This window comes from Rhizobium sp. CB2179 (assembly GCF_057653455.1).
The window spans coordinates 63,229-78,114 of sequence record NZ_JBYGKR010000002.1; the positions used below are offsets into that span (position 1 = coordinate 63,229).

At 58.9% G+C, this 14,886-nt stretch carries 17 protein-coding genes; 12 read left to right on the forward strand and 5 right to left on the reverse strand.

Annotated elements, in window-relative coordinates; translation table 11 throughout:
- Positions 1-217: 217 nt before the first annotated feature.
- Together AC244Q_RS24380 and AC244Q_RS24385 are read left to right on the forward strand one after the other, a co-directional pair.
- Positions 218-2,401: a DUF1217 domain-containing protein gene (locus AC244Q_RS24380; RefSeq protein WP_128407806.1), complete on the forward strand. Its 2,184-nt coding sequence runs from the start codon at positions 218-220 to the stop codon at positions 2,399-2,401.
- Between the two features lie 222 nt (positions 2,402-2,623).
- Positions 2,624-4,411, forward strand: coding sequence for a methyl-accepting chemotaxis protein (locus AC244Q_RS24385; RefSeq protein WP_128407805.1), 1,788 nt, complete (start codon positions 2,624-2,626; stop codon positions 4,409-4,411).
- A 43-nt stretch (positions 4,412-4,454) separates the two neighbouring features.
- Here AC244Q_RS24385 and AC244Q_RS24390 read toward each other — a convergent pair whose 3' ends face one another.
- A complete protein-coding gene (locus tag AC244Q_RS24390) occupies positions 4,455-5,258 on the reverse strand; it encodes a crotonase/enoyl-CoA hydratase family protein (RefSeq protein WP_012755571.1) in 804 nt (267 codons plus the stop codon).
- Between the two features lie 87 nt (positions 5,259-5,345).
- Between AC244Q_RS24390 and AC244Q_RS24395 the strand changes: the two genes are divergently transcribed.
- From AC244Q_RS24395 to AC244Q_RS24415, 5 genes are all read left to right on the forward strand, one after another.
- Positions 5,346-5,930, forward strand: coding sequence for a TetR/AcrR family transcriptional regulator (locus AC244Q_RS24395; RefSeq protein ID WP_017996240.1), 585 nt, complete (start codon positions 5,346-5,348; stop codon positions 5,928-5,930).
- Between the two features lie 270 nt (positions 5,931-6,200).
- A complete protein-coding gene (locus AC244Q_RS24400; protein ID WP_012755573.1) occupies positions 6,201-7,040 on the forward strand; it encodes a transporter substrate-binding protein in 840 nt (279 codons plus the stop codon).
- Between the two features lie 117 nt (positions 7,041-7,157).
- Positions 7,158-7,820: an amino acid ABC transporter permease gene (locus AC244Q_RS24405; RefSeq protein ID WP_017996239.1), complete on the forward strand. Its 663-nt coding sequence runs from the start codon at positions 7,158-7,160 to the stop codon at positions 7,818-7,820.
- A 5-nt stretch (positions 7,821-7,825) separates the two neighbouring features.
- Complete coding sequence (locus AC244Q_RS24410; RefSeq protein WP_011648868.1) at positions 7,826-8,485, forward strand: amino acid ABC transporter permease; 660 nt, start codon at positions 7,826-7,828, stop codon at positions 8,483-8,485.
- Between the two features lie 12 nt (positions 8,486-8,497).
- The gene (locus tag AC244Q_RS24415; RefSeq protein WP_012755576.1) at positions 8,498-9,268 is read left to right on the forward strand and encodes an amino acid ABC transporter ATP-binding protein; all 771 of its coding nucleotides are present in this window, start codon (positions 8,498-8,500) and stop codon (positions 9,266-9,268) included.
- Positions 9,269-9,304: 36 nt separating this feature from the next.
- Here AC244Q_RS24415 and AC244Q_RS24420 read toward each other — a convergent pair whose 3' ends face one another.
- Positions 9,305-9,733 carry a type II toxin-antitoxin system VapC family toxin gene (locus AC244Q_RS24420; RefSeq protein WP_012755577.1) on the reverse strand — a complete coding sequence of 143 codons (429 nt, stop codon included), beginning with the start codon at positions 9,731-9,733 and terminating at the stop codon, positions 9,305-9,307.
- Complete coding sequence (locus AC244Q_RS24425; protein WP_128407804.1) at positions 9,730-9,996, reverse strand: type II toxin-antitoxin system prevent-host-death family antitoxin; 267 nt, start codon at positions 9,994-9,996, stop codon at positions 9,730-9,732. The genes AC244Q_RS24420 and AC244Q_RS24425 overlap by 4 nt, the downstream gene beginning before the upstream one ends.
- 258 nt (positions 9,997-10,254) lie before the next feature.
- On the opposite strand from AC244Q_RS24425, the gene AC244Q_RS24430 reads away from it, so the two are divergent.
- From AC244Q_RS24430 to AC244Q_RS24450, 5 genes are all read left to right on the forward strand, one after another.
- Positions 10,255-11,016, forward strand: coding sequence for a GntR family transcriptional regulator (locus AC244Q_RS24430; protein WP_128407803.1), 762 nt, complete (start codon positions 10,255-10,257; stop codon positions 11,014-11,016).
- Positions 11,010-11,795 carry a transporter substrate-binding domain-containing protein gene (locus tag AC244Q_RS24435; RefSeq protein WP_017996238.1) on the forward strand — a complete coding sequence of 262 codons (786 nt, stop codon included), beginning with the start codon at positions 11,010-11,012 and terminating at the stop codon, positions 11,793-11,795. Before AC244Q_RS24430 ends, AC244Q_RS24435 begins: the two co-directional genes overlap by 7 nt.
- Positions 11,796-11,872: 77 nt before the next feature.
- A complete protein-coding gene (locus AC244Q_RS24440) occupies positions 11,873-12,544 on the forward strand; it encodes an amino acid ABC transporter permease (protein WP_011648874.1) in 672 nt (223 codons plus the stop codon).
- On the forward strand, positions 12,541-13,200 hold the full coding sequence (locus tag AC244Q_RS24445) for an amino acid ABC transporter permease (protein ID WP_011648875.1): 660 nt from the start codon (positions 12,541-12,543) through the stop codon (positions 13,198-13,200). The genes AC244Q_RS24440 and AC244Q_RS24445 overlap by 4 nt, the downstream gene beginning before the upstream one ends.
- A complete protein-coding gene (locus tag AC244Q_RS24450; RefSeq protein ID WP_012755581.1) occupies positions 13,178-13,903 on the forward strand; it encodes an amino acid ABC transporter ATP-binding protein in 726 nt (241 codons plus the stop codon). Before AC244Q_RS24445 ends, AC244Q_RS24450 begins: the two co-directional genes overlap by 23 nt.
- Positions 13,904-14,173: 270 nt before the next feature.
- Here the strand turns inward: AC244Q_RS24450 and AC244Q_RS24455 are convergent, their stop codons facing one another.
- Positions 14,174-14,545, reverse strand: a complete 372-nt coding sequence (locus tag AC244Q_RS24455) for a type II toxin-antitoxin system RelE/ParE family toxin (RefSeq protein WP_017996236.1) — start codon at positions 14,543-14,545, stop codon at positions 14,174-14,176.
- Entirely contained in the window at positions 14,545-14,802 is a 258-nt protein-coding gene (locus AC244Q_RS24460) for a ribbon-helix-helix domain-containing protein (RefSeq protein ID WP_003550229.1), read from the reverse strand. Before AC244Q_RS24460 ends, AC244Q_RS24455 begins: the two co-directional genes overlap by 1 nt.
- Positions 14,803-14,886 lie beyond the last annotated feature (84 nt).

Sequence of the window (14,886 nt, forward strand, 5' to 3'; positions counted from 1 at the left end):
CTTTCGTCCGGCAAAACGCGATCCCTTGACTTTCGCTTCCAATTCCGCATTGGATGAATTATAGAACCATATAGTTCTATTAAGTTGATTCGGCCGCATGTAGGTGGCTGCGCTTCGCCATGACCGGCGACGACATTCCCGCAGAGATGAAAATGTTCACCCGTGACTGCCGGCCGGCTTTCGCGCGGCACCGCCGTGCCTATGAAAGGGACAGACGTTGGTTTCCACCTATGTAAGCTATCTCACGGTCGCGCGAAATCTGAACGCCAGCCTCTCGAACGTGGCTTCACAGGCAACGGTTGCCCGCGACAGCGCCTATTACAAGGAAAACATCGACAAGGTCACGACCGTCGATGAGTTCATGAGCGATTACAAGCTCTATTCCTATGCCATGAAGGCCTACGGCCTTGAAGACATGACATATGCCAAGGCCTTCATGACGAAGGTGCTGGAGAGTGACCTCAGCGATTCATCGAGCTTCGCCAACAGCTTGAGCGACACCCGCTACGCCGAATTCGCCGCCGCCTTCAAATTCGCCGGCGAGACGAAGACGGCGCAATCGGACGTCCAGCGGGACAATCTGCTCGATGCTTATGAGGAGTCCTTCGACACCGAGGCGGACGACATCGCGGACGCGACGGACTATTTCGAAGAAAATATCTCGTCGATCACCTCGGTCGACGATCTCCTGTCGAGTTCGAAGCTGAAGAACTATGTGCTGACGGCTTTCGGGCTCAGCACCGAATATACTTCGACCAGCTTCCTGAAGAGTGTTTTGACGAGCGATCTCGACGACGCCGATAGTTTCGTCAACCAGCTCGACGACGCGGTCTATGTCAACCTGGCGAAGGCCTTCAACTTCAACGAGGACGGCTCGACCGACGGCGACGTGATGTCGGAAGATCAGATCTCGCTGGTCACGAGCGCTTATGCGGTGGCCTCGGCGACGATCGCTTCCTCGGAAACCGGGGAGGCCTATGACACCTACTTCGCGGCGCAAATCGGCAACATCACCTCCGTCGATGAGTTGATGAGCGACGACAAACTGGTTTCCTATCTGAGAACTGCCTACGGGCTTACCGATAGCGAGACCGACAACTTCATTTCCGCGGCGCTGAAAAGCGCCGACGTCGCCGACGCGATCGGCTTGTCCGACCTGCACGACGCCTTCAATTTCGATGAGGACGGCGATCTTGCCGATGGCGACACCGCCCAGACTTCAGACCAGACCGCCACGACCACGGCAGCCTTCGACGAAAATTATCAGGTGCTGGTCGCCAACGCCAGCACGGAAGATGCCACCGACAACTATACGACACGCATCGCCAGCGTCACCTCGATCGATGATTTCCTCGTATCGAACGATGACGATGATGACGACGACAACGACGATCTTCCGGAACTGTGGGAAATGGCGTTGCGCGCCTATGACATAGACCCGGACAGCGTTTCGAGAAGCGAAGTTCGGAAAATTCTCGAAAGCGATCCCGCGGACTCGAAAAGTTATGTCAACAGCCTCGACGACGACCGGTTCGTAGCCTTTCGCAAAGCCTTCAACTTCGACGACAATGGTGATGTCACCGTTCCCTTGCAGGCCATGTCGGAGTCCGTCGTCGACGACTATGCCGCCTATTACAAGCAGAACAAAATCCGCTACCTCGAACGCGACGAACTGACCGAGGCGACCGATGCAGCGAATGACGAGATCACCTATTTTCGCGAGCAGATGGCGACGATCACGACGGCCAGCGAATTTCTGGCCGACGATCGTTTGGTTAGCTTTGCGCTTGAGGCGAAGGGGCTCGACCCTGATGATGTCACGTCGGACGAGTTGGAGAAGATGTTTTCTTCCGACCTCGACGACGAAGACAGTTATGTCAACAAGCTGGACGACAATCGTTTCGCCGAACTCGTCGGCGCGTTCAATTTCGATCAGGACGGCAATATTTCCGCCGATCCGACCGGGACTGTGCAGCAGCGCGGCGATGTGCTGGAGACGATCGACGCCTATGTCAGGCTGACGCTCGAAGACGACCAAGGCGATAGCAACACCGGCGTGCGCCTTGCCCTTTACTTCCAGCGCAAGGCGCCGGAGATATCGAGCGCCTATAACATTCTAGGCGACAGCGCGCTCTTCGAGTTCTTTACGACGACCTTCAACCTGTCCAGTTACGTCTCGAACATGGACGTCGACAAGCAAGCCGAGATGGTCGACAATTTCATCGACATGAAGGATCTGTCGGATCCTGACAAAGTCGACGATCTGATCAAACGCTTCACCGCCATGTATGACATCGCCAACGGCACGGGCACCACGTCGTCAGCCCTTTCGATCCTGACCGGCTCGGCGACGATAAGCGCCGATACGCTGCTTGCTATGGCGCAATTGAAAAGCGGTTGAGCGGCAAGCCCCCTTCCTCGGGGAGCCTGACAGAGGTGCATTGCCATCCACGGCAGGGCAGGGGGCCGGCTGCCTTTGCCAGGATGTGCCTGATCAACGCAGCGCTGGTTGAAAAGAAAATATCCTGCACGTTATATTCATAATTAAATCCCCGTTAATAAGCATAAGCGAATATTTGCGACATGGCTGGCCCAACAGCAATGAAATCTAGGGGGATTGCGCGTGAGTATTCTTGGTCGTGGTGCAAATGCTGTGGCGGCTCTTGCCGCTTTATCAAATTCGCAGGCCATGATCGAGTTTGACTTATCGGGCAAGATCCTCACCGCGAATGAAAACTTCTGCCGGGCGCTCGGCTACGAGTTGAGGGAGATCGTCGGAAAACATCACAGCATGTTTGTCGAACCTGCCTACGCATCCTCGGCGGAATACAAGGCTTTCTGGACAAAGCTGTCAGCGGGGAAATTCGATCAACAACAATATAAGCGGGTCGGAAAAGGCGGGCGCGAGGTCTGGATCGAGGCATCCTACAATCCCATGTTCCGACGCGGGAAGCCGGTCAAGGTTATCAAGATTGCAACTGACATCACTGCGCAGAAGCTGAAGTCTGCCGAGGATTCGGGCAAGATCGACGCATTGTCCCGGGCTCAGGCGATCATCGAATTCACGCCGGTCGGCGAAATCCTGACCGCGAACGACAACTTCCTGTCCGCGCTAGGTTATTCGCTTGCCGAAATCCAGGGCAAACATCATTCGATGTTCTGTGAAGCCGACTACTCGAGGTCGGAGGCTTATAAGGAATTCTGGCGGAGACTTGCGAGCGGTCAGCTGGTCGCCGACGAATTCATGCGCGTGGGCAAGGGCGGACGGAAGGTCTACATCCAGGCTTCCTACAATCCGATTTTCGACCTGAACGGCAAAGTGTTCAAAGTCGTGAAGTTCGCAACCGATGTCACGGCGCGCGTCGAAAATGTCGAACAACTTGCCCGTTGCCTGACGAATCTTGCGGACGGTGACCTGTCGCAGGTGATCCAGAAGCCTTTCATTCCTTCGCTGGAAAGGCTGCGTGCCGACTTCAACAGCGCCTCGGAGAAGTTGAAGGGTGCAATGGCAACGGTTGCCGAAAATGCGAAGGCGATCTCAGCCGGTTCCAACGAAATCCGCACAGCGGCCGACGACCTGGCAAAGCGTACCGAGCAGCAAGCGGCATCCGTCGAGGAGACGGCCGCCGCCCTTGAGGAAATCACGACGACGGTCAAGGATTCGAGCCGCCGCGCCGAGGAAGCCGGTCAACTCGTGGGGCGCGCCAGAAATCACGCCGAGCATTCCGGCCAGGTGGTGCGTGACGCCATCGGAGCGATGGACCAGATTGAAAACTCGTCACGGGAAATTTCCAATATCATCGGAGTCATCGATGAGATTGCCTTCCAGACGAACCTTTTGGCGCTCAATGCCGGCGTCGAGGCGGCACGAGCTGGGGAGGCCGGCAAGGGGTTTGCGGTCGTTGCCCAGGAGGTTCGTGAGCTGGCGCAGCGGTCGGCGAAAGCTGCCAAGGAGATAAAGAGCCTGATCACAGCGTCCGGTTCCCATGTCGCAAACGGCGTCGCCCTTGTCACGAATGCCGGATCCGCGCTCCAGGAAATCGCCACTCAGGTTCACGAAATCAATACCAACGTCACGGCGATCGTGGAGGCGGCGCGCGAGCAATCGACTGCGCTCGGTGGGATCAGCCAGTCCATCAACACCGTCGACCAGGGAACGCAGCAGAATGCCGCAATGGTCGAAGAGCAGACGGCTGCAAGCCATGGTCTCGCACGAGAGGCTGCCGCGCTCTTCGAGCTTCTTGAACAGTTCCGTTTCAACGATGCGCCGAGATCCAGGTCTTCGTTTGCGCCGGCGGATCGTCACCCTGCCGCACCGACGCCTTTGAAAGTCGTTCGTACTTCGCTCCTCGCGTCCATCCAGCGCGGGTCGGCCTCCGTCGCGCTGAAGTCCGACTGGGAAGAGTTCTGATTACGCTGGCTGAGCCATTCTCAGCAGTATTGGCGACAATCAATCAATCGAGCGACCACGAGCCGGGATAGTTCGGCTTGCGGCGCTCGATCCACGCGTCGAGCCCTTCGCGCAGATCGGCGGTTGGCGCCATGCGGGCGAATTGTTCGCCTTCGATCAGCAGCCCCTCGGCAATGCTCTGGTTGATGCCGCGCGTCACCGCCGTCAAAATGCTCGCCGCCGCCAGCGGTGAATGACGCAGAATGCGCCGCGCGAGATCGTGGGCTGCCGGCATGAGAGCGTCATGCGGGACAAGCTGGTTGACAAGGCCGAGTTCGAGGGCGCGCTGCGGGGAGAATGCATCGCCCGTCAATAGCAATTCGAGCGCGCGCTTACGCCCGGCCAGCCTTGGCAAACGCTGGGTTCCGCCAAAGGTCGGCGGCATTGCGAGATTGATCTCGGGCTTGGCGAACAGGGCGCGTTCGCTGGCGATGGCGAGCGGCACTGCCTCGGTGATCTCGCAGCCTCCGCCAAAGGCAAGGCCGTTGACGGCGGCGATGACGGGTTTGTGGTAGGCTTCCAACCGCGCTGTCAATCGCTGCCCGCGCGCGACGAAATCGCGCATGGCGACATCGGCGCCCTGCGCCACGCTTTCTGAGAATTCGTAGATATCGCCGCCCGCCGAGAATGCCCGCTCGCCGGAGCCGGTGAGGATGACCACCCGGATTGATCTGTCGGTTTCGATGGCGTCGAGGATCGCGAGCAAGCGGTCTATCAAGGCGTAATTTAGCGCATTGAGTTTTTCCGGGCGATTGAGAGTGAGCGTGGCGATTCCGTCGCGGCTGTCGATCAAAACAGTGTCGGCCATTCGGTTTTCCTTTCCGGTATGCTGCGTCAGGAGAGTATGCCGCCGCCCGATGCTTGTGTATACTCACTAGTCGGTATACATAGCGGCATGATCTCACCTGCAGTTCCAACGCGCGAACGCATCATCTCGGCCGCCGCCAAGCTGTTTTACAACGAGGGCATCAGAAGCGTCAGCGTCGATGCGGTGGCTGAAGAGGCCGGCGTCACCAAACGCACCCTTTACTACCATTTCGCCAGCAAGGACGATCTCATCGGGGCATATCTGGAGGCGCGCGATCAGCCCAACCTCTCTCTATTCAAGCGCTGGTACGCGGAAACGGCGGGCGAACCGGCGGATAAGGTGCAAGGCATTTTTCGCAATCTCGCCCGCGCGGCCCGCCATCCGAAATGGAAGGGCTGCGGCTTCCTGCGCACCTCTGCGGAACTCGTCAATATGCCCGGCCATCCAGCCATGAAAGTCGGGATTGAACACAAGAAGAGGGTCGAGGCGTGGTTGCGGGTCACATTCGAGGCGGCCGGGATCAAGACGGAAGCGCCGCAGCTCGCCCGGCAGATCGTCCTGCTGCTCGATGGCTCGTTCGCCGTCGTTCTGTTGCATCGCGACCCGACCTACATGGAAGCCGCCGGCGAGGCGGCGGGTTCACTGATCCGCGCTGCAATCGCAAACCGGTAAGGCGCCGGATCCTGAGACGCTCGCCGTAAAGAGCACATCTTGCGCCCTCGGCATGGCCTGAGGTCGCTGAGCGGGAAGGGCATGATGTTGAGCCTCTAAACAACAGAACAATGCTGCACTGCCGAAAAAATCGCCACGCGCGCCACTGCGCGTTTTTTCAGCATGGCCCATTGACAATTCACCCTTGATGGCACTTGATAACGTTGTTCCAGTAAAACAGACATGCGTCCATTATACTGGAACAATAGAAACCATGATAAGGGGAACGCCATGACTATTTCCTTTCGCACCGGCGTGATGTCGCTGGCCGTCGCCGCTCTGTTGTCCACCCCTGCGCTGGCCGACGGCAGCAAACTCGATGAAGTGCTGGCCCGCGGCCATCTCGTCCTCGGCACCGGCAGCACCAATGCGCCCTGGCACTTCAAAAGCGCCGACGACAAGCTTCAGGGCTTTGACGTCGACATGGGCCATATCATCGCCAAGGCGCTCTTCGGCGATCCTGAGAAGATCGAATATGTGAACCAGTCCTCCGACGCCCGCATCCCGAACATCACCACCGACAAAGTCGACATTACCTGCCAGTTCATGACCGTTACCGGCGAGCGCGCCCAGCAGGTTGCCTTCACCATTCCCTATTATCGCGAGGGTGTCGGACTGATGCTCAAGGCGGACGGAAAATATGCCGACTACGCAGCCCTCAAGGCGGCCGGTTCCTCCGTCACCATCTCGGTTCTCCAGAACGTCTATGCCGAGGCGATGGTGCATGCGGCGTTGCCGGAGGCGACCGTCGATCAGTACGATTCCGTCGACCTGATCTATCAGGCGCTGGAATCGGGACGCGCCGATGCAGTCGCCACCGACCAGTCGTCGCTCGCCTGGTACATGACGCAGAATCCGGGCCGCTACAAAGATGCCGGCTATGGCTGGAATCCGCAGACCTACGCCTGCGCCGTCAAGCGCGGCGATCAGGATTGGCTGAACTTCGTCAACACCGCCCTGCACGAAGCCATGACCGGCGTTGAATTCGACTTTTACGCCAAGTCCTTCAAGACCTGGTTTGGCAAAGATCTGACGCCGCCGCAGATCGGCTTCCCGGTCGAATTCAAGTAACAGCCATGCGGAGCGGGACATGTTTCCCGCTCCGCATTTAAAGAGTGAAAGCATGACGCCGTCCGAAAACCGCTCATATTTTTCGGCATCCTGCTCTGGTCTGAAAGGGCGGCCCGTATGGGTTACACGTTGAATTTCGCTGCCGTCTGGCGCAACTTCGATTATCTTTTGAGCGGGCTCGCGCTCAGTCTCGGCCTTGCGGTGATCTCGATCCTGATCGGGGCCGCGATCGGCCTTGTGGTGGCCTTCGCGCTGACCTCCAAAAGCCGCTTTGCGGTGGTGCCGGCGCGAGTTTATGTCACTGTCATTCGCAACCTGCCGATTCTCGTCCTGGTGCTTTTCGTCTTTTTCGCGCTGCCGCAAATGGGTTTGCGCCTCGACAAGATAAAAAGCTTCGTCCTGGTTCTGTCGCTTTATTCCGGCGCCTATCTGGCAGAAGTGTTCCGCGCCGGGCTGCTGTCTATTCCAAGAGGGTTGACGGAAGCGGGGCTTGCCATCGGCCTGACGGGGATGCAGATCCGCAGCTCCATCATCGCTCCGCTGATGCTGCGCAACGTGCTGCCATCACTGTCCTCGACGATCATCTCGCTCTTCAAGGACACCTCGCTCGCCGCCGCCATCGCCGTGCCCGAACTGACGTTTGCTGCCCGCAAGATCAATGTCGAGAGCTTCCGCGTCATAGAGACCTGGATGGTGACGTCGGCGCTCTATGTCGCGGCCTGTTTCCTCATCGCCGCCGTGATGCGCTTCGTCGAGCGCAGTCTGGCCCTGCCGAGATAGACCTGATGTCCCACACTTTTCTCGAACAACTCTGGATCGCCCGATACGTCATCATGAACGGCATCGGCGTGACCGTGTCGATCTCCCTGCTGGCCATCCTTGCGGGTTCCATACTTGGCGTTTTCGTCGGTTTGGCGCTCGTCTATGGCGGCGTTGTTTTGCGGCTGGCCGTGCGTGCCTATACGGATATCATCCGTGGCACGCCGGTGCTCGTACTGGTGCTGGCGAGCTACTACGTCTCCGCCGCCGTCGGCCTCGATCTCGGGCCGTTCTCGGCCGGGGTGCTCGCCCTTGCCATCTTCTGCTCCTCCCATGTCGGCGAAATCGTGCGCGGAGCGCTTCAGGCAATCCCGAAGGGCCAGACCGAAGCCGCCAAGGCGATCGGCCTGACCTTTACCCAGACTTTCACCTCTGTGCTGTGGCCGCAGGCCATGCGCCAATGCCTGCCGGCCTGGGTGAATACGGCGGCCGAGATGGTGAAAGCCTCGACGCTGCTCTCCGTCATCGGCGTTGCGGAGCTTCTCCTACGCACGCAGGAGATCATCTCCCGCAATTTCATGAGCCTCCAGTTCTACTTCCTGGCCGGTGGTCTCTATTTCATCATCAACTACGGCATCGAGCACTTCGGCAAATACGTCGAGCGCAAGACCGCCCTGCCGTCCTGAGGAGTTCCCCCGATGGCCAAGACCATTCTCGACATCCAGGGTCTGCGTAAGACTTACGGCATCCACGAAGTCCTCAAGGGCGTCGATTGCGCCGTTGAGGAGGGCGAAGTCATTTCCATCATCGGCTCGTCCGGCTCGGGAAAGACCACCTTGCTGCGCTGCATCAACATGCTTGAGGAATTCCAGGGTGGCACGATCAGCCTCGACGGCGAGGAGATCGGCTACCGCGCCGAAGGCGCAACGCGGCGCCGCAAGAGCGAGAAGGAGATTGCACGCCAGCGCGCGCTGACCGGCATGGCGTTTCAGCAGTTCAATCTCTTCCCGCATATGAGTGCCGCTGAAAATGTCATGCTCGGCCTCGTCAAGGTGAAGAAGATGACGAAGCCGGATGCCCGCGCCATCGCGGAAAAATGGCTCGATCGTGTCGGCCTTTCCGCCCGCTCGAGCCATTATCCCGGCCAGCTTTCAGGCGGCCAGCAACAGCGCGTCGCGATCGCCCGTGCCATCGCCATGTCGCCGAGGCTGATGCTGTTCGACGAAGTGACCTCGGCGCTCGACCCGGAACTGGTTGGCGAAGTGCTCCAGGTCATCAAGGGGCTTGCCGCCGACGGCATGACCATGCTGCTCGTCACCCACGAGATGCGCTTTGCCTACGACGTTTCGTCACGCGTCATCTTCATGAACCAGGGCGTCATCTGCGAGGAGGGCGATCCGAAGGACATGTTCGTGCATCCGAAGACCGAACGGCTGGCGGAATTCCTCAAAACCTCGAGTTTCAACTAGACGAAAAGATCCCGTGGCGGTCCGCTCTGTGGATCGTCACGGGCGCTCGGTCCAAGGGTGGACAAGCTCGATCCCAAGGCCCTCGAAATCCTTTATATTGCGCGTGGCGAGGGTGAGATCGTGAGCAATCGCGGTGGCGCCAATTAAGCCGTCCATTGACGATAAGCCGCGTCCGCTTCGCTTTGCGAGCCCCATCAGGTCGCCCCAGGCTATCGCAACCGGCTGGTGCACAGGGATGACGCGCTGCTCGAAGCGCTGCGGCAGATCCTGGGCAAGCCATTCAGCCAGCGCGTCGCGCTTTCGCCCGCTTTCCATCAATGCGACACCACGCCGGATCTCCGCGATCGATACGGTGCTGATGAATGAGCGATCCTCGTCGAGACTGTCCAGCCATTGTAAGACATGTGCATCGGGACGCGGCCTTGTCACCTCGGAAAGCACATTGGTGTCGAGCAGAACTCTCACAGCTGGAGATCACGCGGTTCGTCGCGTTCACGCTCGAGATCGAGATCGGCGCCCCGCAGCGGCGATTGCATCAGAAACTCTGCGAGGGTGCCCTTGCGCGCGGTCTTCCGCTGCCATTCCTCGGCTGAAACGACGACGACGCTTGGTTTACCATTGCGCATGATCGTTTGCGGCGTTGCTTGCGCGCGTTGGATAACCTCAGACAGTTTGGCCTTCGCACTGGCGACGGTCCAACTTTTATCCTCTGGTCGTGATTTCTGCATTCGCTATATCCTGACTATAGTGACTAACATGACTATATAGGTCGAGCCGGTCTTGCCGCAAGCGACTCTTCCGATAGGGAAGGGGCTTCGTCGGTTTCGCGCGGCCGGCGCTGATTGGGGCTTGCAAGGAATTGCGGGCATGCGCTCAAATTACGCCCAGTCTGCATTCCCAGCGTGCAAATTCCAGCGGAGGGATCCGAGACATCTTGGAAGTCCTGAACGCCGAATTTTGGCACGAGCTTTGCTTTCCTGTCTTGTATGCAAGATAGCCAGACATCTGAGACCACGCAGAAGACCATCGAGGAGACGATCGTCTCCGGGATTCTTTCAGCCAGGATTCGGCCTGGGACGCGTCTCAGTGAAAACCAGCTGGCAACGCTCTTCAGCGTGTCTCGAACCCGCGTCCGTGAAGCCATGATGCGCTTGGAAACACGCGGTATCGTGCATGTCAGTCCGAGACGAGGCTGGTTTGTTGTCGAGCCGTCCGCTGAAGAGGCGATCGCGGTCTATGAGGCACGGCGCGTCATCGAGGCGGGATTGTTGCGCAGCATGCGCGTATTGACGAACGAGGGACGCGAAGCTCTCGACGCGCATTTGAACGAGGAAAAAAGCGCAATGGCTGCGGGCGACCGCCAGCGCCTGACCTATTTGATGGGCGATTTCCACATCCGCATCGCAGAATTGAGCGGGAACGCCATCATCGTCGATATCCTCCGTGATCTCACCGCGAGGACGATCCTCATTTCGATGCTCTATCAGTCTGAATTTCATGCAGCACAGTCCCATGACGGACACTGCCGCATCTTCGAGGCCATGCAAGCGGGCTATTTCGTCAGAGCTGCCGAGCTCTCTATCGAACATCTGGACGAAGTGGAAATGGGCCTCGACCTCACCACACGGCCCGATCCGCTCTCGGAACTGCGCAGTTCCCTGTCACTTCCTCGCAAGACCGTGCCCTCGGTCTCCCAACTGTCAGACCCAAAAAACCACAACTTCAAAGGAGCAACTAAAACATGCTGACAAGACGAGTCTTCTTCGCAATTGCGACCCTGGCTGCAACCTTCGGCTTCGGCTCCGCGTCTTACGCCGATGCTCTTGCCGACATCACGGCGCGCGGTACGCTGCGTGTCGCCGTCCCGCAGGATTTTCCGCCCTTCGGTAGTGTCGGCACCGATATGGCGCCGATGGGCTACGATATCGATGTGGCCAATCTCATTGCCGAAAAGCTCGGCGTCAAGACCGAGCTCGTGCCGGTCACCAGCGCCAACCGCGTTCCCTATCTGCAGACGAACAAAGTCGATCTGGTCATATCAAGCCTCGGCAAGAATGCGGAGCGCGAAAAGGTGATCGATTTCACCACGGCCTACGCACCCTTCTTCAACGGCGTGTTCGCACCGGCCGATCTTTCGATCGCCAAGGTGGAAGATCTCGCCGGCAAGAGCATCGGCGTCACGCGCGGCGCTGTCGAAGATCTCGAGCTGACGAAGATCGCGCCGGCCGACGCGACGATCAAGCGCTACGAGGACAACAACGGCACCATCTCGGCCTTCCTGTCCGGCCAGGTCGACACCATCGCGACCGGCAACGTCGTGGCCGCTGCGATCCTCGCCAAAAATCCTCCCAAGCGCCCTGAGATGAAGTTCCTCATCAAGAACTCGCCCTGCTACATCGGTCTCAACAAGGAACAGGCAGCTCTTCTGGAGAAGGTGAACGGCATTATCGCCGCCGCAAAAACCGATGGCGCGCTGAACGCCATATCGCAGAAGTGGCTCGGCGCCGATCTCCCGTCGGATCTCTAAGGGCCGGTCTCACGGATGTCATCCCGCGCCCGCGCGGGATGACATGACGCTCCGTCGCCACAAGAGGGGACAATTCCTTGAGTTACCATTTCGAATTCGGCTGGCTGCTTGAATATTATCCTGAGATCATCAAGGGCATACTGATCACGCTGGAGCTTATCGCGATCGGCGGAGTGCTCGGCATATCGCTCGGCATCTTCTGTGCCTGGGTGCGTGCACTCGGCCCGGCCTGGCTGAAGCCTGTCGTTGCGACCTATGTCGAACTGATCCGCAACACGCCGTTCCTGATCCAGCTCTTTTTCATCTTCTTCGGCCTTCCGTCGCTCGGCTTCAAGCTTTCCGAACTGACGGCCGCCAACCTCGCGATGGTAGTCAATCTCGGCGCCTATAGCTGCGAAATTATCCGCGCGGGCATCCAGGCAACCCCGAAGGGCCAGTTCGAGGCAGGCGAGAGCCTTGCCATGACGCGCTTCGAAACCTTCCGGCATGTCGTTCTCGTGCCATCCCTGCAGCGCATCTGGCCGGCACTGTCGTCGCAAGTGGTCATCGTCATGCTCGGCTCATCAGTCGTCTCGCAGATCGCCGCCGAGGATCTGACCTTTGCCGCGAACTTCATACAATCGCGAACCTTCCGCGCCTTCGAGGCCTACATCGTCTCGACAGCCATCTATCTTGTGCTGGCGATCCTGCTTCGGCAGCTGCTGGCGGTGGTCGGCGGGTTCATTTTCCCGAGGAGAGCAGCACGATGATCGAGTTCACACTCTGGGACATCCTGCGCAACCTGCTGCTCGCCACCCGCTGGACGATCCTGCTTTCGCTGGTCTCGTTCATCGGCGGCGGCGTGGTCGGGCTGGGGCTGCTGTTCCTGCGCATCAGCAAGCGCAAGGCATTCAGGACAGTCGCGAAATATTATATCGAGCTCTTCCAGGGCACGCCGTTGCTGATGCAGCTCTTCATCGCCTTTTTCGGTCTCGGCCTCTTCGGGATAGACGTGCCGGCCTGGCTTGCTGCGGGTTTCGCGCTGATCTTGTGGAGCGCTGCCTTCCTCGCCGAAATCTGGCGAGGCTGCGTCGAAGCGGTCGTGAAGGGTCAGTGGGAAGCCTCCGCCAGCCTCGGCATGGGCCGGTTGCAGCAGATGCGTTATGTCATCCTCCCGCAGGCGCTGAGGGTCGCCATACCGCCGACGGTCGGTTTCTCCGTTCAAATCGTCAAGGGAACGGCGCTGACCTCGATCATCGGTTTCGTCGAATTGTCGAAAGCCGGCACGGTCGTCACCAATGCCACTTTCCAGCCCTTCACCGTCTACGGGCTCGTCGCTCTCATCTACTTCGCCCTTTGCTGGCCTTTGTCAAAAAGCAGCCAGATCCTGGAAAGGAAGCTCAATGTCGCTCATCGAAATCACTGAAGTCCGCAAGAGCTTTGGCACCACCGAGGTGCTGAAAGGCATCAATCTCGATGTGGAGGCTGGCGAAGTCATCGCCATTATCGGCAAGAGCGGTTCGGGCAAATCGACCCTGCTTCGCTGCATCAACGGCCTGGAGACCATCACTGACGGCTCCATCTCCGTGGCCGGCGCGCAGCTCCTCGATGATGAAGTGCATCTGAAGGCACTGCGCCTCAAGGTCGGCATGATCTTTCAGCAGTTCAACCTCTTCCCGCACCTGACCGTCGGCGGCAACGTCATGCTGTCGCAGACCGTGGTCAAGAAGACGCCGAAAGCCGAAGCCGAGGCGACCGCCCGCAAGATGCTGGAGCGGGTAGGGCTGGGTCACAGGTTCGACGCCTATCCGGACGAGCTCTCGGGCGGCCAGCAGCAGCGTGTCGCCATCGCCCGCGCGCTCGCCATGCAGCCGACAGCACTTCTCTGCGACGAAATCACCTCCGCGCTCGATCCGGAACTGGTCGCCGAAGTTCTGGCCGTCGTGCGCGAACTCGCCGCCGAGGGAATGACCCTCCTGATGGTGACGCACGAGATGAAGTTCGCCCGCGACGTCTGCAACCGCGTCGTCTTCATGCACCAGGGCCGAGTCCATGAAGCAGGCCCGCCGGAGGAAGTCTTTGCCAATCCGCAGACAGCGGAGTTGAAGCAATTTCTCGGGGTCAACTAAAGCATGTCGCGCAAAAGTGCGCAGCGGTTTTGCGACAACGACATGCGTAAAAACAAAGAGCTAAAGCGCGACAAGCGAATCTGAAAGATCGCGACACGCTTTAGGAGGCAGTGAGAATAGCCGACTTGGCGGATCGAGCATTTTTATGGCGTGCTGCGTTTGCGCGTCGACTATCCGCTTGGTCTCGGTAAGCGGGGCGCCTCTCGCCTATCTAACGCGGCTTGCTGCTCGATCTGCTGCCGCGCCGCCGGTGATCGCGGCCGACCGTCCTCAGGACTTCGGCCGAGGATGTCCCATCAACGCTTCATACTCTCTGTCGGTCAATCGTTCGATTGTCCTCAGCTGTGCGGGAATATCCATCCGCTCATGCAAGACCGCGGCAATGACGAAGGTTGAGTCGTCAACGACGATGTATACGGCGTAATGGTGCTCTATCTTGTGGAGCCGGAAGAGCGAATTCCCGGCGCGCTCGTCTTTCTTTATCCTTACGCGGGCGTAGGCTTCGGGGATGCCTTCAAATCCCGCCCGCAGCAAGCGGCCATATGCTTTCGCCTGTTCGGTGGACCATTTTCGCGCCGTTTCGCGGACTGCCAGACGGTAGTTATCAAGGGCGGTCGGCAGGATGAGAACGCGAGGAGCCACTAGCGCAGTTCTTCATCCAGCTCCGCGTCGATAGCATCCAGAGCGGAAAGGGGCAGCATCTCTCCGCGCCGGAATTCCTCTTCCGCCCGCAGCAGCGAGCGGATGGCATAGCGGCGATCTTCTTCGCGTGCCATATCTTCGCGAATAAGGGCGCGTACATATTCGCTCGGCGTCGTGTACTGGCTCTTCCCGTTGGCGCGCATATCGACGAAGGCACGCATTTCATCGGGCAAGCTTACATGCAGGCTGCTGGTCATGAAGCACCCTCCTTATCAAATTCCTGAAATTGTTCTGCATCCGGGTCGCGATGTCAATATTTGACATTGAATTCGGTCCCTTCC

What these genes read in the sequence shown, in the direction of transcription:
- AC244Q_RS24390 (WP_012755571.1), bottom strand. Translation starts at nt 5,258, where the DNA reads ATGGCCGACACTGTTTTGATCGACAGCCGCGACGGAATCGCCACGCTC.
- AC244Q_RS24395 (WP_017996240.1), top strand. Translation starts at nt 5,346, where the DNA reads ATGATCTCACCTGCAGTTCCAACGCGCGAACGCATCATCTCGGCCGCC.
- AC244Q_RS24400 (WP_012755573.1), top strand. Translation starts at nt 6,201, where the DNA reads ATGACTATTTCCTTTCGCACCGGCGTGATGTCGCTGGCCGTCGCCGCT.
- AC244Q_RS24405 (WP_017996239.1), top strand. Translation starts at nt 7,158, where the DNA reads ATGGGTTACACGTTGAATTTCGCTGCCGTCTGGCGCAACTTCGATTAT.
- AC244Q_RS24410 (WP_011648868.1), top strand. Translation starts at nt 7,826, where the DNA reads ATGTCCCACACTTTTCTCGAACAACTCTGGATCGCCCGATACGTCATC.
- AC244Q_RS24415 (WP_012755576.1), top strand. Translation starts at nt 8,498, where the DNA reads ATGGCCAAGACCATTCTCGACATCCAGGGTCTGCGTAAGACTTACGGC.
- AC244Q_RS24425 (WP_128407804.1), bottom strand. Translation starts at nt 9,996, where the DNA reads ATGCAGAAATCACGACCAGAGGATAAAAGTTGGACCGTCGCCAGTGCG.
- AC244Q_RS24430 (WP_128407803.1), top strand. Translation starts at nt 10,255, where the DNA reads ATGCAAGATAGCCAGACATCTGAGACCACGCAGAAGACCATCGAGGAG.
- AC244Q_RS24435 (WP_017996238.1), top strand. Translation starts at nt 11,010, where the DNA reads ATGCTGACAAGACGAGTCTTCTTCGCAATTGCGACCCTGGCTGCAACC.
- AC244Q_RS24445 (WP_011648875.1), top strand. Translation starts at nt 12,541, where the DNA reads ATGATCGAGTTCACACTCTGGGACATCCTGCGCAACCTGCTGCTCGCC.
- AC244Q_RS24450 (WP_012755581.1), top strand. Translation starts at nt 13,178, where the DNA reads ATGTCGCTCATCGAAATCACTGAAGTCCGCAAGAGCTTTGGCACCACC.
- AC244Q_RS24460 (WP_003550229.1), bottom strand. Translation starts at nt 14,802, where the DNA reads ATGACCAGCAGCCTGCATGTAAGCTTGCCCGATGAAATGCGTGCCTTC.